Source organism: Streptomyces camponoticapitis, from assembly GCF_014646115.1.
In the GTDB taxonomy this organism is placed as follows: domain Bacteria; phylum Actinomycetota; class Actinomycetes; order Streptomycetales; family Streptomycetaceae; genus Streptomyces; species Streptomyces camponoticapitis.
Window position 1 is genome coordinate 47,034 of the sequence record NZ_BMMV01000024.1, and the last position, 17,390, is coordinate 64,423.

The 17,390-nt window shown below is 70.9% G+C and carries 17 protein-coding genes; 3 read left to right on the forward strand and 14 right to left on the reverse strand.

Annotated elements, in window-relative coordinates; translation table 11 throughout:
• Positions 1-7: 7 nt before the first annotated feature.
• From IEY79_RS29400 to IEY79_RS29410, 3 genes are all read right to left on the reverse strand, one after another.
• Complete coding sequence (locus IEY79_RS29400; protein ID WP_229701215.1) at positions 8-1,021, reverse strand: D-cysteine desulfhydrase family protein; 1,014 nt, start codon at positions 1,019-1,021, stop codon at positions 8-10.
• 87 nt (positions 1,022-1,108) lie between these two features.
• Positions 1,109-1,576, reverse strand: coding sequence for a DNA-binding protein (locus tag IEY79_RS29405; RefSeq protein ID WP_189110669.1), 468 nt, complete (start codon positions 1,574-1,576; stop codon positions 1,109-1,111).
• A 73-nt stretch (positions 1,577-1,649) separates the two neighbouring features.
• Positions 1,650-2,438 carry a polysaccharide deacetylase family protein gene (locus tag IEY79_RS29410; protein ID WP_229701216.1) on the reverse strand — a complete coding sequence of 263 codons (789 nt, stop codon included), beginning with the start codon at positions 2,436-2,438 and terminating at the stop codon, positions 1,650-1,652.
• Between the two features lie 378 nt (positions 2,439-2,816).
• On the opposite strand from IEY79_RS29410, the gene IEY79_RS29415 reads away from it, so the two are divergent.
• Entirely contained in the window at positions 2,817-3,131 is a 315-nt protein-coding gene (locus tag IEY79_RS29415; protein WP_189110671.1) for a YkvA family protein, read from the forward strand.
• A gap of 59 nt (positions 3,132-3,190) precedes the next feature.
• Complete coding sequence (locus IEY79_RS29420) at positions 3,191-3,955, forward strand: YqjF family protein (protein WP_189110672.1); 765 nt, start codon at positions 3,191-3,193, stop codon at positions 3,953-3,955.
• A 127-nt stretch (positions 3,956-4,082) separates the two neighbouring features.
• On the opposite strand, the gene IEY79_RS29425 is transcribed toward IEY79_RS29420, so the two are convergent.
• The 11 genes from IEY79_RS29425 to IEY79_RS29475 all read right to left on the reverse strand — a co-directional run bounded on the left by IEY79_RS29425 (position 4,083) and on the right by IEY79_RS29475 (position 16,296).
• Positions 4,083-4,835 (reverse strand): carbonic anhydrase, encoded by a 753-nt coding sequence (locus tag IEY79_RS29425; protein ID WP_189110673.1) that lies wholly within the window; start codon positions 4,833-4,835, stop codon positions 4,083-4,085.
• Between the two features lie 156 nt (positions 4,836-4,991).
• Entirely contained in the window at positions 4,992-5,633 is a 642-nt protein-coding gene (locus IEY79_RS29430) for an alpha-ketoglutarate-dependent dioxygenase AlkB (RefSeq protein WP_189110674.1), read from the reverse strand.
• A gap of 103 nt (positions 5,634-5,736) precedes the next feature.
• Entirely contained in the window at positions 5,737-6,681 is a 945-nt protein-coding gene (locus tag IEY79_RS29435; protein ID WP_229701217.1) for an esterase/lipase family protein, read from the reverse strand.
• A 223-nt stretch (positions 6,682-6,904) separates the two neighbouring features.
• Positions 6,905-8,233, reverse strand: coding sequence for an acyl-CoA dehydrogenase family protein (locus IEY79_RS29440; RefSeq protein ID WP_229701218.1), 1,329 nt, complete (start codon positions 8,231-8,233; stop codon positions 6,905-6,907).
• Positions 8,234-8,375: 142 nt separating this feature from the next.
• Positions 8,376-8,834, reverse strand: coding sequence for an RrF2 family transcriptional regulator (locus IEY79_RS29445; protein WP_189110677.1), 459 nt, complete (start codon positions 8,832-8,834; stop codon positions 8,376-8,378).
• A gap of 76 nt (positions 8,835-8,910) precedes the next feature.
• On the reverse strand, positions 8,911-10,269 hold the full coding sequence (locus IEY79_RS29450; protein WP_189110678.1) for an LLM class flavin-dependent oxidoreductase: 1,359 nt from the start codon (positions 10,267-10,269) through the stop codon (positions 8,911-8,913).
• Between the two features lie 90 nt (positions 10,270-10,359).
• A complete protein-coding gene (locus IEY79_RS29455; RefSeq protein ID WP_373292648.1) occupies positions 10,360-10,857 on the reverse strand; it encodes a flavin reductase family protein in 498 nt (165 codons plus the stop codon).
• A 319-nt stretch (positions 10,858-11,176) separates the two neighbouring features.
• Positions 11,177-12,388, reverse strand: coding sequence for an ROK family transcriptional regulator (locus IEY79_RS29460; RefSeq protein ID WP_229701220.1), 1,212 nt, complete (start codon positions 12,386-12,388; stop codon positions 11,177-11,179).
• Positions 12,389-12,604: 216 nt separating this feature from the next.
• The gene (locus IEY79_RS29465; RefSeq protein WP_229701221.1) at positions 12,605-13,432 is read right to left on the reverse strand and encodes a nucleotidyltransferase domain-containing protein; all 828 of its coding nucleotides are present in this window, start codon (positions 13,430-13,432) and stop codon (positions 12,605-12,607) included.
• Between the two features lie 91 nt (positions 13,433-13,523).
• Positions 13,524-15,059, reverse strand: a complete 1,536-nt coding sequence (locus IEY79_RS29470; RefSeq protein ID WP_189110680.1) for an SDR family oxidoreductase — start codon at positions 15,057-15,059, stop codon at positions 13,524-13,526.
• Positions 15,060-15,141: 82 nt separating this feature from the next.
• Positions 15,142-16,296 carry a DUF475 domain-containing protein gene (locus tag IEY79_RS29475; RefSeq protein WP_189110681.1) on the reverse strand — a complete coding sequence of 385 codons (1,155 nt, stop codon included), beginning with the start codon at positions 16,294-16,296 and terminating at the stop codon, positions 15,142-15,144.
• 180 nt (positions 16,297-16,476) lie between these two features.
• Here IEY79_RS29475 and IEY79_RS29480 point away from each other — a divergent pair, with 180 nt between their 5' ends.
• Positions 16,477-17,370, forward strand: coding sequence for a SigB/SigF/SigG family RNA polymerase sigma factor (locus IEY79_RS29480; RefSeq protein WP_189110682.1), 894 nt, complete (start codon positions 16,477-16,479; stop codon positions 17,368-17,370).
• Positions 17,371-17,390 lie beyond the last annotated feature (20 nt).

Genomic DNA, 17,390 nt, shown 5'->3' on the forward strand with positions numbered 1-17,390 from the left:
GGATCGCTCAGCTGGCTCTCAACGGGTCGCCGTCGACGGCCAGTTCCTCCGCGGCCCGGGCAAGGGCCTCCCGGTGGCCGAAGAGGCCGGGCAGTCCCCCCGAGTGCAGGAAAACCGTGCGCCGGCCCGGGGTGATCTCTCCGGACGCGACCGCGGCCGTCAGACCGGCCATCGCGCGGCCGGTGTAGATGGGATCGAGGACCATGCCCTCGGTACGGGCGGCCAGGGTGAGGGCGGTCATGGACGCCTCGGTCAGCACGGGATAGCCGTCTCCTACCTGGTCGTGACGGATACGCAGGGACTCCGGCGGACAATGCGTGCCGGAGAGACCGAAGGCCAGGTCCGACACGACGCGGGCCGGATCGTCGAGGGCTCCGCAGTGGACGCCCAGGACCCGCTCGGGCCCGAGCGCCTCGACCAGTCCGGCCATGGTGCCCCCGGAGCCGAGCGCGACGACGACACACGCCAAGTCGGGTGTCTGGGTGAGGAGTTCCTGCCCGGCCTCGACATACCCGCGGGCGCCGAGCACGCTGGAGCCGCCGAAGGGAATCAGTGCGGGGACGGCGCCGCGGTCCCGCAGTGTGCCGACCACATGCCGGGCGGTGGAGGCGAGTTCCTCCTTGCCTCCCTCACCGGCCCACACCACCCGCGCGCCGAACAGACCGTCGAGGGTGAGATTGCCCCCCTCGGACGATTCCGGGCCGCCGGACAGTACGAGGACGACGTCGATCCCCAGCCGGGCGCCCGCCGCCGCCGTGAGGCGCGCGTGGTTGCTCTGCGGCGCGCCGGTCGTCACCAGGACGGTGGCGCCGTCGGCGAGCGCCGTCCCGCAGGTCCATTCCAGTTTGCGTACCTTGTTGCCACCGCCGCCGAGACCGATGAGGTCGTCGCGTTTGACCCACAGGTCGTCGGCGCCGAGGCCGATCGCGCGGGCCAGTCGTGGCATCGGTTCGAGCGGGGTCGGATAACTGCCGAGCGTGGCGCGGGGCTGCTGCCCGTCGCCCATGGACTTGGTCACCATGGCTCTACTCTGCCTGCCCGCTCCGCGACTCGCCGGACGCGGGGTCCCGCCCCGCGCGGCGTCGGACCTCCGGCGCGGCCGATCGGCCTACTCCTCGCCGGAGGCGTCCTCCGTCGCCTGGTCGGCGGCCGTACGCCCGACCAGCCGTTCGTAGCGCTGGCGGGCGGCCTGCGGGGTGCCGAGACCGAGGCCGAAGGCGACCTCCTGCCAGGTCATCCCCCGGCCTCGCGCCATCCGGAGAAGTCCCGCTTCCAGCTCGTCCATGTCCCCACGCGCGCGCGGTACCAGGCTCAGAGCGGCGGTGATGTCGGCGTGGTCCACCTCGGGCTCATCCGCTTCGCGCTTCGCCGCCCCGCTGAGCAGGAACGACACGAGCCTGACGGCTTCGTGGGGCGCGATGACGGACGGATGCGCCTGCCTGCGGCGCTGTGCGTCGGTGGCCGCGTGCCGCTCGGCGATACGGAACAGGGACGCGTGCACACGGTGCGCACGGGCCTGGTCCGGGTGCGGTGGGGTGAAGGGGTCGGAGACATGCTGGTCAGGAGTCGGTGCCATACGGCAAGCATGCGCGGACACACATCATGATGTCAACTATCCGTTTTGAACACTCCGTTCAACGCGGTGTGGCTCAGGGGCGGTAGACCTCGCCCGGCTTCGGGACCGCCGGAGCGAAGAGCTGCGGCACGGTCACGAACGTGAAGCCGCGCTTCTTCAACCGCTTGATGATCCCGGGCACGGCCGGGACCGTCCCGTCGTAGATGTCATGGAGCAGGATGATCCCGTCGGCGGACGCGTCGTCGACGATGCGGCGCTCGATGAGGGCGGAGTCGGTCGTGGAGTAGTCCTTGGCCGTGGCGCTCCAGAGGACTTGGGAGAGCCCGAGTTCGCGGGAGACGTCCGTGACGTCGCCGTTGGTACGCCCCTGGGGCGGGCGCATCAGCGTGGGCCTGTGGCCGGTGATCTTCTCGATGGCGTCCTGGGTGCGGCCGAGTTCGGCGCGTATCGCGGCCCGGTCGAGATCGGTGAGTACGCGGTGGCTCCAGGTGTGGTTGGCGACCTCGTGCCCCTCGGCGGCGATGCGTCGCACGGTGTCGGGATGGGCCAGCACATGGTTCTTGCCCAGCAGGAAGAAGGTGGCGGGCACCTTCTCCTTCTTGAGTATGTCGAGCAGGTGTGGCGTGTCCTCGCCGGGGCCGGCGTCGAAGGTGAGGGCGACGCACTTGGCCTCGGCGCAGTCGACGGAGCCGTACCGCCCCTTGCCGTTCCCTCCCGAATCCCCTCTGACCGAGGCGGGCGAGACGGTCTGCGTGCCGCAGCCGGTGAGGGTCAGGACGAGCGCCGCGACGACGGCGAGCGCGGCGAGGGATGTGCGTCCGACTCCGCGCCGCACGGGTGCGAACGGGCCGATTTCGGGCATGGCGGAGCCAGGTATGGCACTTCTGGGCATGACGGAGCTCTCTCTGTGTTCTCGCGGCACTCCGGGAGGGGCCCTCAGCGGGCGCGTACTCGCATCCGGTTTCCGTCACCGCGAGTGGGCGCGGAATCGGCCGCACGGATCCGGGCAGCACGGAACACGCCTGGCCAGGGCGGGTCCCATGACATGCCGATCACTATACACACGATGTATACGCTGGGTTTATAGTGGTCCGGAAGCTGCCCCTCGGCGCACATCAATACGGTGAATCCCCTCAATTCGCACGTGGGAGTGCCCAGTTACGGGAACACGGTCCGGGACAGGCGAGGAACTGCCCGACGGACAGGTCCCCGGCCCTCGTCCGAGGAGGCCACGGAAACGATGGACGTCAACCTCACGCTCGTCCTGGCGGTCGCCGCCGTCGCCTGCGTCGCGATGCTCGTCGTAACGATCGTGCTGTTCGTCAAGGTGTTGCGGACCCGCGCGCTGCTGCGCGAGGCCGGGCTGCCGCTGAGCAACCGCGCCGCCTACTGGGGTGCCCTCATCTATGTGGTGAGCCCGGTAGATCTGCTGCCCGACCCCGTCTATCTCGACGACATCGGCGTCCTGCTGCTCGCCCTGAGGTCCCTGCACGCGGCATCGGCCAAGGCGGTGGGCGGACCCCGACGGTCGGCGCGGCAGCGCGCCGACGCGTGAGTCCGCGGGCGTACCGGCCGGTGCGCCCGCGGATCGGTCGGCTCTGCGATCCTGGAAGCATGGCGTTCACCCCGTCGGTCCCCGGACCGATCTCGGCGGATCCGCCCGGCACGCCGACCGGTCTGCTGCTCACGCAGTCCTGGCTCGATCTCGCCTTCCTGCACTGGGCCGCCGACCCGGCGGACGTGGCGCCGCTCCTGCCGACGGGCACTGTCCCCGACACCCTGCACGGCAGGACCTACATCGGGCTCGTCTCGTTCCGGATGCACCGGGTGGGCTGGTTCCGGCTACCCGGCATTCCGTATCTGGGGACCTTCCCCGAGACGAACGTCCGCCTCTACTCGGTGGACACGCACGGGCGCCGGGGCGTCGTCTTCCGGTCGCTCGACGCGTCGCGGCTGATCCCCGTCGCGGTCGCGCGGGCCGCGTTCCGCCTGCCGTATCTCTGGTCGCGCATGAGCGTCGAACGGACCGGCGACACCTTCACGTACACGAGCAGACGGCGCTGGCCCGGCCCCCGGGGCGCGAGCAGCCGGATCGAACTGCGGGTCGGTGGGCGCCTGGAGGAGCCGAGTGAGCTCGAACACTTCCTGACCGCGCGCTGGGGCATGCACAGCACGTTCTTCGGCCAGCAGATGTATCTGCCGAACGCGCACCCGCGCTGGGCGCTGCACCACGCGGATCTCGTGGAGTGCACCGAGGATCTGGTGACGGCGGCGGGGCTGCCCGCGCCGGCCGGGGACCCGGTCAGCGTGCTCTACTCGCCGGGCGTCCCGGTGAGTTTCGGACGGCCCGCGCGTCCGGGCGGCATCCCGACTCCCTGACGAAACCGGGTCGGGCGGCGACACACACCCGTTCCCAGATCCCTGAACGCGACGGATCGCGGACGAGGAGGCCTCGTCCGCGATCCGTCGTTCACCGTGCGGAGGCCCTTGCCGGGCCCCGGTCCGGTCAGCTGATTCGGTGGACCAGCTGGGTGTTGAGTTCGTAGCGCGCGCCGACGATCTCCAGCTCGCCCGCGGCCACCTTGGCCGCGAGATCGGCCTCGCCCGCCAGACGCGAACGGACCAGTTCGACCTGGGCGCTGACCGTGGCGTCCACCCGTGCATCACCCTCCTGCGAGTGGTCGATCGCGGGCTTGATCTGGTCGGCTATGTACTGGATGTGAGCGGGCAGGGACTCCCCGGTCTCCTCCGCGTGCACGGCGGCGGCGACGGCGCCGCACGACTGGTGCCCGAGGACGAGGACGAGCGGGATACCGAGTTCCAGGACGCCGTAGGCGACGCTGCCGAGCACGGCCTCGTCCAGGACCTCACCGGCCGAGCGGACGGTCATGAGGTCGCCGAGCCCCTGGTCGAAGACCAGCTCCGGCGGTACCCGGGAGTCGATGCAGCCGAGTATCAGCGCGAAGGGGGCCTGGCCGGAGACCAGTTCCTGCCGCACGGCCCTCGACTCGTTCGGGTGCTGCTGCTTGAAGGTGCGCCACCGGCGGTTGCCGGCCGAGAGTTCGGCCAGCGCGGCGGCGGGGGTGGCGGGCCTCCTGGTGCGCGAGATGGGCGTCCGGGTGGCGGCGCCCGCCGAACCGGCACCGGAGATGAGTGCGCTTCCGGCGGCGGTCGAGACCGCCGCGGTGGCAACGGAGGCACGGAGCAGAGCGCGGCGGCTGGTCGTCACCGGCGTCTGAGCATGTGGGGTGATTTTCACGTACGGACGCTAACGTCCCTAATATTAAAGGACTTTCATGGATGCCAACTCTTGATGGGCCCTTGAACATCCCTTGGCTATCCATGATCCGAGCGTGACCACGGCCGATTCCTTCGCGACGTTCAGTCGCCGAAGAGACCGTCGGCACAGGTGCGCTCAACTCACGCCGCGCGGCCGGAACTGGATGCTGATGCGCGCGCCCACCGCCCGCGTCGTCTTGGGGATCGCGTGCTCCCAGGTGCGCTGGCAGGAGCCGCCCATCACGATGAGGTCGCCGTGCCCGAGCGGCTTGCGTACGACGGAGCCGTGGCGCTGCCGGGGCCGCAGCACCAGATCGCGTGGGGCGCCGACGGAGAGGATCGCGACCATGGTGTCCTCGTGGGAGCCCCGGCCGGTGCGGTCGCCGTGCCAGGCGACCCCGTCGTGGCCGTCCCGGTAATAACAGAGGCCGGCACTCACGAAGGGCTCGCCCAGCTCGTCGGCGTAGTACGCGCTCAGCGCGTCGCGCGCCTCCGCCAGAACGGGGTGCGGCAGCTCCTCCCGCCCGCCGTCCCGCTCTCCGTAGAAGGCGAGCAGCCGCGGCACCGCCACCACCCGCTCGTACATCTGCCGACGCTCGGCGCGCCAGGGCACGCCGGAGGCCAGCTCCTCGTGCAGGGCGTCGGCCCCGGTGAGCCAGCCGGGAAGCAGGTCGATCCACGCGCCGTCGCCCAGCACGGTCCGCCGGACGTCCCTGAGCGGACCGAGCCGGATCTCGTCGGTCTGGTCGAAGAGCGAACCCTGTGCGTGTGCTGCCATGCGCTCCAGCATAACCACACAGTCGAACGTACGAGCGATTAGAGCGTCCCGGTGCCCTGTCCCGGGCCCCGCCCTTCCGGCCGCCGCCGGCCGGTGACCGCGCTCAGCCGAAGCAACTCGCCGGGCGGGCGTTCACGGGGTCGAGGGCGTTGAGCACCATCCGGTACATCACGTCGCTGTAGGCGATGCCCAGATGCGCGCTCATGTCGACCGGGCACGCGTCCTGGAGATCGAGGTTCTCCACCGGGGCGTCGGGACCGGCTTCGAGGTACTGCTGGCGGTAGGGGGTGACCACTTCGTCGGTGCGCGTGACGACGGTCGTGTACCGCACGCCGGGCACGGTGTCGCCACCGGCGTCCAGCCGCGCGTTGACGTCCGAGCCGATCGTCTGGTCCTTCGCCGACTGTCCGGCCATCTGCGCCGTGGTGTCCAGCACCCGCAGCGACTTGGCGAGGGTCGCCATGCCGGAGGCCGTCGTCCCGTGGTTGCTGGGCGCGATGCCCACCAGCCGATGCGTCTTCGCGGCGCCCCCGTCGAACGTGAGGTACCAGCGCGGCAGCAGCCCGCCGCCCTGGGAGTGTCCGACCAGGTCGGCCTTCTCCGCGCCGGTGGCGTCCAGAACCCTGTCGACGAAGGCGGCCACCTCCTTGGCGGACTCGGGGATGTGGCCCCTGCCCTTGAACACGTCGCCGTCGGGCGCGCCGTAGTTGAGGGCGTAGACGCAGTAGCCGGCCTTCTTCAGTACGGGCGAGAGTCCCGACCAGTTCGCGTAGGCGTTCGCCCAGGTGCCGTGGATCAGCACGACGGGGAGCGGGTGCGCGGCGCTCGGCCGGCAGGTCCAGTGGTTGGCGCCGGACGGCGACCTCTCGGGGGCCGTCTGCGACTGGGCGAACGCCGCCGAGAACTTCGCCAGGCCGGTGTTGGGGGCGACCGCCGAGGTGCGGGCGGAGCCGGAGGGAACGGAGGGGGACGAGGACGAAGGCGCCGCGGCCGCGACAGCGATCAGTGCGGATCCGGCCAGCGCGGCGGCGACGTGTCCGAGCTTCAACGGGGCTCCCGTGCGTGAGGCCCCGCTCGGCCCCGTGGCTGGTCCCGGCCGCGGGGGCTCAGGGACACGGGGCGGAGGAGGGCGTCTTTCGATGACGCCCGCCATCCGATCCCATGCGGATTCCCCGGAGCGGGATTGCCCCATCGGTGGGCGCGGAGCGCGCGCCGGCGGGTACGGGTGCGCGCGGCCCCGCCCCGCCTGGGCCGGTCGGGAGCCGGAGCTCTCAGGAGCGGGCGGTGAAGGGCGGGTGCGTCCCGTTGAGGTAGTGGTCACCGATGTCGCGGAGCCGGTGGGCGGGTGAGCTCTGCGCGGTCAGCGCGCGGGCGTTGCGCCAGAATCTGTCGAGCGCCGGGCCACCGTCGAAGGACGTGGCCGCCTCGGTGAGTTCGAGGATGCGCGTGGTGATGTCGACGGCGGACCTGCCGGTGACGGCCTCGGCGGCGGCTACCAGGACGGCGATCTCGGCGCGCTCGTCCATGCCGATGTCCCGCCCGGTGCGCAGCCCTTGCTCCAGGGCGTCCGTCGCGCGTTCCACGACGGCCGCGGCGGTGTGGGCGGCGGTCGCCAACTCCCCGTAGGCGAGCAGGAGATACGGGTCGCCACTGGGGCGTACCGCGTACGTGGCGGCGTCCGGGGCCGCGGAGCGCGGCGCGGGACGGGCCGCCCGGCTGACGTCGCGGGCCTCGGCGAGAGCGCCCTCCGCGATGCCCAGGGCGACATGGCTGAGGACGAGCCGCAGGGCGAGGGGCGCGAGCGCGGTGTACGCGGAGACCGCGTGTTCGTCGCGTGGCGTCGCGCCGAGGATGTCGCCCGCGCCCACGGGCACGTTGTCGAAGTCGACGCTCCCCGCGCCCGTGAGCCGCTGGCCGAGGCGGTCGTTGTCGGTGCCCGCGAGTACGCCGGGGTGGGCCGGGTTCACGAGCGCGATCAGCAGTTCGCCCGTGTGCGTGGACGTCGCGCCGACGACGAGCCGGTCGGCGACGGTGACACCGGCGGCGAAGGTCCTGCTTCCGTTGAGCAGATGGCCCGACGCGGTCGGCGAGAGGGTGAGGCCGGGGCCGGCCTCCGGATCCGGGATGTCGGTGGCGCCGCCGAGGAGCCGGCCGTGGGCGAGGGCGGGCGGCTCGTGTCCGGCGGCCAGGTCTTCCCCGTGCGCGCCGAAGAAGCGGCTGCTCCACGAGAGCACGTAGTGCCGCGCGATGAGCTCGCCGATGGAGCCGTCGGCCGCCGCGATCTCCCGGATCACGGCAGTGGCGGTGCGCCAGTCGGCGCCGCCGTGACCGCCACGGCCACCGTGTCCGTCCGGATCCAGCGAGGCGCCGGGATCCGTGAGGCCCCGGCCGAGAAGGGCGGGTGGCGTCAGGAGCGCGGGCAGACCGGCTTCGCGCAGCCGTGCCACCTCGTCGTACGGCGGCTTGCCCGCCCGGTCGCGGGCGATCGCGTCGGCGGCGAGGTCGTCGGCCACCTCCCGTGTGACGCGCGGCCACATGGCGTCGTCGGGTACGGCGGGCTTGTCCAGGGCGGCGGTTCGGACCACGGGTTTCGTCGGCACGGTGCCGGCCACCTCCAACATCCCTAGTTTTCCCACTGGATTAGTAGGAATACTGGCACGGAGTCATCGCTCTCCCAAGTGCGCGTTCATATGGTGGACTCGTGTTCCGGTCAGCGAAACCGAACGGGGACCGGCGCGCGGGTCACGGGTTGGTCCAGGCCTCCGGGTCCGCCGCGAGCGCGGACACGCCCTCCGGCAGCCCGGCGGAGGCCACGTCAGCCAGGGTCACCAGTTCCAGGATCTGGCGGACATTCGCCCTGAGCGCGATCCACAGCGGCAGCAGGGACTCGGCGGGGCCGGTGTACGAGAGCTCGGGCGGACGGACCCCGCGCACCGAGACGAGAGGTCCGTCCACCGCGCGGATGACATCGGCGATGGTGATGGAGTCCGCGGCCCTGGCCAGCCGGTACCCACCGTTGCCGCCCCGCCGGCTCATCACCAGCCCGCCCCGGCGCATGTCGTTGAGGATCCCTTCGAGGAACTTGTGCGGGATGTCCTGGGCGGCGGCGATCGCCTCCGCCTTCAGCGGAGCCTCGTCGCCGGACGACACGAGCTCCAGCGCGGCACGTACCGCATAGTCCGCTCTGGCTGAAATGCGCATGCGCGCAGTATCGCGCACGGGCTCCGTCCCGCTCCCGTCCCCGCCTGCCCTCCTCCGTCGCCGGACGGGCCGCCCGTCAGCCGGTACCGGCGGGACTCCCCACCGAGTCGAACAGCCGGTTGGCCGGGCGCGGCAGTCCGTAGTGCTCGCGCAGCGTGGTGCCGGTGTACTCCGTACGGAAGAGGCCACGCTCCTGGAGGATCGGCACGACCTGGTCGACGAAGGCCGCAAGGCCGGACGGGAGCAGCGCGGGCATGATGTTGAAGCCGTCCGCCGCGCCACTGTCGTACCAGTGCTCGATGGTGTCGGCCACCTGCTCGGCGGTGCCCGCGAAGGTGCGGTGTCCGCGGCCCCCGCCGAGCCTGCCGATGAGCTGACGTACCGTCAGGCGCTCTCGTCTGCCGAGCTCCACGATCAGGGTGAAACGGCTCTTGGCTCCCTCGATCTCGTCCTCGGTGGGGATGTCGTCGGGCAGCTCCTTGTCGAGCACCAGCCGCTCCTCGGGGACGCCGAGGAGGCGGGCCAGCTGCCGGCGGGCGTACTCGGGGACGATGTGCCGGTCCAGCTCCGCGTCCAGTTCCAGTGCGTCGGCCTCCGTGTCGCCGATCACCGGCACGATCCCCGGCAGGATCTTGATGCCGTCCGGGTCACGCCCGAAGGCCACCGTGCGCTGCTTGACGTCCTTGTAGAAGGCGACGCCCTCCTCCAGGGTCTGCTGGGCGGTGAACACCGCCTCCGCGTAGCGCGCCGCGAAGTCCTTGCCGTCCTCGCTGGATCCGGCCTGGACGAGGAGGGGATAACCCTGCGGGGAGCGCCGCACGTTGAGCGGCCCGTCGACCCGGAAGTGGGGTCCGCGGTGCTCGATCCGGCGGACGCGTTCGGCGAGCGCGTGGACGCCGCGCTCCTTGTCGGCCACCACCGCGTCGTCTGCCCAGCTGTCCCACAACTTCGTTGCCACTTCGAGGAATTCGGCCGCGCGCAGATAGCGCTCGTGGTGCGCCGGGGTGTCGTCCAGACCGAAGTTGCGGGCGGCGTCGGCGCCTGCCGTGGTGACGATGTTCCAGCCGGCGCGCCCGCCCGAGACATGGTCGACGGAGGCGAACCTGCGGGCCAGGTTGTACGGCTCGTTGTAGCTGGTGGACGCGGTGGCGATGAGACCGATCCTGCTGGTGACACCGGCGAGGGCGGTCAGCAGCACGGTGGGTTCCAGGATGCTGGAGGGCCGGCGGCCGGGGTCGCCGTGCAGGACGGGGCCGTCGGCGAGGAAGAGGGAGTCGAGTCTGCCCCGCTCGGCGATACGGGCCAGATTCTTGTAGTGCTCGACGTCCGTGCCGTCGGTGGGGCTCTGCGGGAGGCGCCAGGCGGCCTCGTGATGGCCGGCCGTCATCAGGAAGGCGTTGAGGTGCAGGGGCTTGCGGTCGGGGTCGCGTGACATGGGGCTTCTTCTCCCTGGGGCGGGGGGGCGACGGCTAGGGGGTTACGGCTGCGGGGCCCGCGGCTGCGCGGCTGCGGCTGCCGGTACGGCTCAGAGCGCGAGATAGCGGCCGTCGTGGAAGAGCAGCGGGCGCCGGTTCTCGTCGTGCTCGGCGTCCTCGACCCGGCCCACGACGATCCGGTGGTCACCCGCGGGAACGATCTGCTGGATGCTCAGCCGCAGCCAGCCGGCCACGTCGTCGAGTACGGGATCCCCCTCCGGCAGACGGTGCCAGGCGGTCGGCGCGGCGAACCTGTCGGCGCCGCTGGTCGCGAACGTCCGTGCCAGCGGCTCCTGTTCGGCGCCGATGAAGTTGACGACGGCCGACGACGCGCGCTCGATCGTCGGCCACGACGACCCCGAGAGGGCGATACCGAACGACACGAGCGGTGGGGCGAGGGACAGGGACGTGAGCGAGGTGGCGGTGAATCCGACCGGGCCGTGACCCGCGTCGGCGGTGATGACCACGACGCCCGCCGGATATCGGCGGAAAGCCTTCTTGAAGCGCTCCGGGGCGATGCCCGCGGTGAGTTGCGGCGACGACACTATGAGAGTCAACGTCTCCCCCAGGAAGAGAGGTGGAATCAGCGGAAATGGGCGGGCGCCGGCCGTGCGGGGAATGTGCGTGCGTACGCGTGCGAGCAGGCGGCCCGGGGCACGTCGAGCGGGCCGGACGCCGTCACCGGTGAACCGAGGGGTGGACCGTGGCGCGAGGAGAATTCAGCCGCGGAGGGAATTCAGGCGCGACAACAGAGGCAGGGCACGTACCGCGGAATCCGCTGCCGAATGGTCATGAATTCATTGTCGGTCGCGCCTTCGGGCCGGGTCAACAATGCAACTCTTTGAATTAACTCGGCTCGGCCCGCGGTCATGACACGGCCGTCAGCGCGGGCCAGGGGCCGAGCGGGTCCGCGTACAGGGCTCCCAGCGCCACGGCCGCGCCCGCCGTGGACAGCACGCTGCCGGTGAAACTGCTTGCCACGACGGCCTGTTCGGGGTCGTCGCAGACGAGGGAGCGTTCCGCCACCTCCGTCCGCAGATCGGCCAGGCAGTACGGGAGCAGCCCCGTGCCGGGCTCGACCACGACCAGTACCTCGGGGTCGAACATGTCCAGCAGCAGCGCCGCCGCCCGGCCGACAAGCCTGGCCCTGCGACGGAAGAGCTCGATCGCCCGCGCCTCCCCCGCCAGCGCTCGGTCCAGCAGAGCGGAGAACGAGGACACGGCGTCACCGCGTTCGGCGGCGAGCCGCACCATCGCCCCCTCGGAGACCTCCGATTCAAGGCTGCCGTCACCACCGACCGGCAGATGCGCGATGCTTCCCGCACCGTGCCGGGGCCCGAGGTGCACCTCTCCGGCGGTCGCGAACGCCGCGTCCACCACCGCGCCGACGAACAGCAGCACCGCGCTCCCGCGCGTCGACGCCTCTCCGAACAGCTGCTCCGCTCGGGCCAACGCCCGCGCGTGGCTGTCCACATGGACCGGCAGCCCGGTCGCGGCGGCGAGGTGGTCCCGTACGGCCACGTTCCGCCAGCCGAGTTGTGGATGCCGCACGATCACCCCGGCCCCTGGATCCACCCGGTGGCCGGTGGCCACACCGAGGGCCAGCACCGAACGGCCGTCGGCATACGAGGACATGAGCCGGGGCAGCCGCCCGGCGAGCGAGTCCAGCACCTGTCGCGGGCGCGGCCGGACGTCCCGGTGCGGCTGCCGGTCCTCGGCGACGATCCGGCCGCGCAGATCCATCAGGGACAGCGTGGAGTTGGTGACGGCGATGTGCGCGCCCGCCACGAGGTAACGGCCTGTGTCGATGTCCACGGGAACATGCGGCCGGCCGAGCCCGCGCGGTCCGGTGGTCTCCGGGCTCTCCCGGATCAGTCCCCGAGCCAGCAGTTGGGCGGTGTGTCCGGTGACCGACGCCGGTGACAGCCCGGTGAGGCGTGCGACGGTGCTGCGGGCGACCGGGCCGTGGTCGAGGACGGCGTTCAGCACGGTCTTCGTGCCCGGGGCGCGGCGGGGTGGTGCGGTGGCCGGCGGGATGTCCGCGCGGCGTACGGGAGTGGGTGGGCGACGGGCGGGCACCGGCGTTTCTCTCACGGGTGTCTTCCAGATGCTCGATGGCAGCGGCGGCGGCCTCGGGACGCATCGCGTCGGGGCCGGCCGGACCGCTTGGGCGCTGTGTCGTCAGCCCTGGTGACACGCCGCGGAGCACACACGCTTGAGATCGATGTGACCTCTCGTCGTCAGGTGTGCGGATCGCTGCATGTCCGGCAACGTAACCGCAGCGGCCGAACCGGGTCAATCACCGGTCGTATCGTGGACCGCGTCCACGACCTCGGCGGCCAGCCGCTCCGCGTCGTCCAGCGCGGCGGCGAGTGTGTCCGGTGTCGAGCCCGGCGCGGCGAAGAGGGCCTGCGCCCGTTCGGCGAAGCCGGCGGGGGCGACGGCGAGTTGTCCCGCGGCCCGTACCGCTCCCTTCTCGTTGAGCACCCAGCTTCTGTCATGGGCGTGCAGGGCGTGTACGAGGACTCCGACCGCGCGGAAGAGACAGCCCGCGACATAGAAGGCGTCCCCGCGTGCCGCTCCCTTGCGGGCGCCGGTCAGGATGAACGGCGCCTCCCAGCGCGCGTTGTCGATGAGCGCTCGGCGCAGTGGCTCCGGATAGTGGCGAGTCTCCCGCCGCAAGGTCCCGAGCTCGCCGCTCGGGTCGGCCAGAACACGCCCGACGGACAGCTCGCCCACGTAGGCGTGCGAGTACACACCCAGGGGATGACCGGTCTGGGTACCGATCTCGAACCTGCCGTCCCGGCACTGCTCCCAGACGCGGCGCACCCGGTCCAGGTCGCGGTAGATCCAGTCGACGCGGTGGCCGTCGACGGTGAGCCAGGCACCGCCGTCCACCCAAGGTCCCCAGCCGCCCGGCTCGGTCACCTCCACCGGCTCACCGGTCAGCTCGGCGGCGAGCAGCCGCAGGGCGGCGGTGTCCAGGGGCCCCCTGTAGTACAGGCCCAGGTCGAAGTCGGAATCGGGACTGTGCGTTCCCGTCGCGCGGCTGCCTCCCAGGCACACCCCGACGACGCCGCTCACTCCGGCCAGCCGATTGGCGATCTCCACCGTGCGATCCACGCAGGACAGTGTGCGGATTCCCGCGGGCGTCCGCGACCGAATTCTCCGGTGTCCCCTGTCCCCTGTCGCCGGTCGCCGGTCGCCGGTCGGGCTACACGCCGGGGACGGGGGCTCGAGTGTCCTTGGTCGCCGCCTTCGCGATGTTGCGTGCCATCCCGCCGAAGACGGCCGCGTGGAACGGCGCGACGCTCCACCAGTACGCGTGGCCGAGCAGCCCGCGCGGATGGAACACGGCGCGCTGCCGGTAGCGCGTACGGCCCGGCTCGTCGCGTTCGACGCGCATCTCCAGCCAGGCGAGTCCCGGCAGCCGCATCTCCGCGCGGAGCCTCAGCAGCCGGCCCCGTTCGATCTCCTCGACGCGCCAGAAGTCCAGCGAGTCGCCGACCCGCAGGCGTCCCGCGTCCCGGCGTCCCCGGCGCAGTCCGACGCCGCCGACGAGCCGGTCCAGCCATCCCCGTACGGCCCAGGCCAGAGGGAAGGAGTACCAGCCGTTGTCACCGCCGATTCCCTCGACGACCCGCCACAGCGCCTCGGGGCCGACGTCCACGGTCAGTTCGCGGTGGTCGGTGTAGAGGCTGCCGCCCGCCCAGTCGGGGTCCGTCGGCAGTGGGTCGCTCGGCGCGCCGGGGACGGAGGCGGAGGACCAGCGGGTGGTCACCTGGGCGTCCTGGATCCTTCGGAGCGCCAGGGTCAGCGCCTCCTTGAAGCCGAGGGGCTGCCCGGGTGCGTCGGGGACGTACCGCGCGATGTCGTGCTCGTCGCAGACGACTTCGTGACGCAGGGACTCGGCGAGCGGCCGGGCGATCGAGGCCGGTACGGGGGTGACCAGGCCGACCCAGTGGCTGGAGAGCGTCGGGGTGAGGACCGGAACGGGCACGATCAGCCGGCGCCGGAGTCCGGCGACCGCGGCGTAGGTGTGCATCATGTCCAGATAGGTGAGGACGTCGGGGCCGCCGATGTCGAAGGCGCGGCTGACGTCGGCGGGCATCCGCGCGCTGCCCACGAGGTAGCGCAGGACGTCGCGTACGGCGATGGGCTGGATCCGGCTCCGTACCCAGCTCGGTGTGACCATCACCGGGAGGCGTTCGGTGAGATACCGCAGCATCTCGAAGGACGCCGAGCCCGAGCCGATGATGACCGCGGCACGGAGCACGGTGGTGGGGACGCGCGCGTCGAGCAGGATGTGCCCGACCTCGGTACGGGAGCGCAGATGGGGCGAGAGGTTCCGCTCCGGTACGCCGACCGGGGCCAGTCCACCCAGATAGACGATGCGCCCGACGCCCGCCGCGTGGGCCTGTTCGGCGAAGATACGGGCGGCCTCGCGGTCGGTCCGCTCGAAGCCGGAACCGGTACCGAGCGAGTGCACCAGGTAGTACGCGACGTCGATGCCCCGCATGGCATCGCCCACCGAACCGGCGTCGGTGACGTCGCCCCGTACGACCTCGGCCCGGCCCGCCCACACGTGGTCGCGCAGTTTCTCGGGCGTACGGGCGAGACAGCGCACCCGGTGCCCGGCGTCCAGCAGCTCCGGCACGAGGCGGCCGCCGATGTAGCCGGTGGCGCCGGTCACCAGGCAGTGGAGGGCGGGCGCCGCGTCCCGGGCGGTCGCCCCGTCGGGGTTGGTCATGGAGCCCTCCGTCGGCCGAGTGCGTTTCCATCCACCTTCTCCCGTTATGTGGACTTTCGCCTGACCGGCCGTCGGGTGCGTCTCAGACCATGTCCGACGGGCGCGCGTTCCCTGCCGCGATCCGCCTGTTGCGCCGGACCGACGACCAGAAGGACCAGCCGATGAGGACGACGCCGATGAGGCCGGTGATGATCTCACTGATCTGGAACTGGATGGTGATGATCAGGATGACGGCGAGCGCGCCGATCGCGTAGTGCGCGCCGTGCTCCAGATACACGTAGTCGTCGAGCGTGCCCTGGCGGACGAGGTAGACGGTGAGCGACCTGACGTACAACGCGCCGATGCCGAGGCCGATGGCCATCAGCACGATGTCGTTGGTGATGGCGAACGCGCCGATCACGCCGTCGAAGGAGAAGGAGGCGTCGATGACTTCGAGGTAGAGGAACATGAAGAAGGCGGCCTTGCCGGTGACGGCGACGATCGAGGGACCGCCGTTGCCGCTCCGGCCGGGTGTCTTCTCCCCCTCCGGCTCGCGCTGTGGGATCACCTGGGCGTCGGCCTGGGCGTCCGCCTCTTTGGCGAGTCTGTTCTCGAAGAAGCTGGAGAGCCCGCCGACGAGCAGATACGTGATGAGGCCGGCGAGTCCCGCGGTGAGGACCGTCTGCGCCTTGTCGGCGTGCTCACCACCGTGCTGGTGGGCGTTGGTGGCGACCGTCATGGACGCGATCAGCAGCACGATCAGCGCGAGACAGACGGAGAGCATCTCGAACTGTCCGAGCTTGGCGAGCGGGCGTTCGATCCAGCCGAGCCACTTGATTTCGCGTTCCTCGAAGATGAAGGCGAGGAAGATCATCAGCAGGAACATACCGCCGAAGGCGGCGATCGACGGGTGGGCGTCGGTGACCAGTTGCTGGTACTGGTCCTTGTCGTCGACCGCCAACTGCACCGCCTTGGCGGGGCTGAGCTTGGCCGTGATCGCGACGATGAAGACGGGAAACACGAGCCTCATGCCGAACACGGCGATGAGGACGCCGATCGTGAGGAAGATCTTCTGCCAGAAGGCACTCATCCTCTTGAGGATCCCGGCGTTGATGACCGCGTTGTCGAAGGAGAGCGAGACTTCGAGCACGGTCAGGATCGCCACGACTCCGAGTGCGGCCCATCCGTCGTAGAACACCGCCGCCACGAGACCGAGAGCGGTGAAGCCGAACGCCCAGCCGAAAGTTTTCAGTACCACGACTCACCATGCCTTCCGCGAACATGCTAGGCGATCTTCAGCCAGGCATCGCGTTAGAAGCGCCACTTCGCGGCAATACTTGCCAGGCGGCAACTATTAGGCCACGGTAGGGGGCGGACGGGCTCTCAGCCGGTGGCATCACAGCAGAGCGTCCACACCAGCGAAGGCGATGACGTGACAATGAGTACGCACTCCCCCGCCGCTCCGGCCCTCACGGGCACCGGAGTGGCCACCACCACTACGGACTCGCCCTGTGACGGCCTCCCCTGGATCGAGGACACCGGGAAGGTCTCCCCACGGGACGCGCGGAAGCTTTCGAAGCTCTTCTTCGACCGTCTCCAGGTCCTCGAAGAAGGCACACCGGAGTACCAGTACGCCAGAAACACCCTGATCGAGATGAACCAGTCCCTGGTCAGATTCGCCGCGCGGCGTTTCCGGAATCTCGGCAGCGGCGACATGGAGGACGTGCTCCAGGTCGGCACGATCGGTCTGATCAAGGCGATCGACAGGTTCGACCTGTCCCGCGAGGTGGAGTTCAGCTCCTTCGCCGTGCCGTACATCCACGGGGAGATCAAGCGGTTCTTCCGGGACACCACGTGGGCCGTGCATGTGCCGCGCAGGCTCCAGGAGTTGCGTACGGACCTGACCAAGGCCCAGGACCTGCTGACCGACAAATTCGGCCGTGCGCCGACGGTGGCGGAGCTGGCCGGACATCTGGGACTGACCGAGGCTGAGATCATCGACGGGCGTGTCGCCGCCAACGGCTACACCGCCGGTTCACTCGATCTGCCGGGTGACGGCGACGACGGGCCGGGCGGCAGCGGCGGGCGGACCTTCGCGGACACCCTCGGCGAGTGCGATCCGGCCATGGAACTGGTCGAGGACTTCCAGTCGCTGGCCCCGCTGCTGGAGAGCCTCGACGAACGCCAGCGCGAGATCGTCGAGATGCGTTTCGGTCGTGAGATGACGCAGACCGAGATCGGGGCCGAGCTCGGGGTGTCGCAGATGCATGTGTCCCGGCTGCTCTCCGGCATCCTCCGGACCTTGCGTACGGGCATGCTCACCGAGGAGTGAGCCACGGCCGCCCCTGAGGA

Coding starts and splice junctions, on each gene's coding strand:
- IEY79_RS29405 (WP_189110669.1), bottom strand. CDS start 1,576: ATGGCACCGACTCCTGACCAGCATGTCTCCGACCCCTTCACCCCACCG.
- IEY79_RS29450 (WP_189110678.1), bottom strand. CDS start 10,269: ATGTCACGCGACCCCGACCGCAAGCCCCTGCACCTCAACGCCTTCCTG.
- IEY79_RS29410 (WP_229701216.1), bottom strand. CDS start 2,438: ATGCCCGAAATCGGCCCGTTCGCACCCGTGCGGCGCGGAGTCGGACGC.
- IEY79_RS29430 (WP_189110674.1), bottom strand. CDS start 5,633: ATGGCAGCACACGCACAGGGTTCGCTCTTCGACCAGACCGACGAGATC.
- IEY79_RS29470 (WP_189110680.1), bottom strand. CDS start 15,059: ATGACCAACCCCGACGGGGCGACCGCCCGGGACGCGGCGCCCGCCCTC.
- IEY79_RS29445 (WP_189110677.1), bottom strand. CDS start 8,834: ATGCGCATTTCAGCCAGAGCGGACTATGCGGTACGTGCCGCGCTGGAG.
- IEY79_RS29415 (WP_189110671.1), top strand. CDS start 2,817: ATGGACGTCAACCTCACGCTCGTCCTGGCGGTCGCCGCCGTCGCCTGC.
- IEY79_RS29400 (WP_229701215.1), bottom strand. CDS start 1,021: ATGGTGACCAAGTCCATGGGCGACGGGCAGCAGCCCCGCGCCACGCTC.
- IEY79_RS29420 (WP_189110672.1), top strand. CDS start 3,191: ATGGCGTTCACCCCGTCGGTCCCCGGACCGATCTCGGCGGATCCGCCC.
- IEY79_RS29480 (WP_189110682.1), top strand. CDS start 16,477: ATGAGTACGCACTCCCCCGCCGCTCCGGCCCTCACGGGCACCGGAGTG.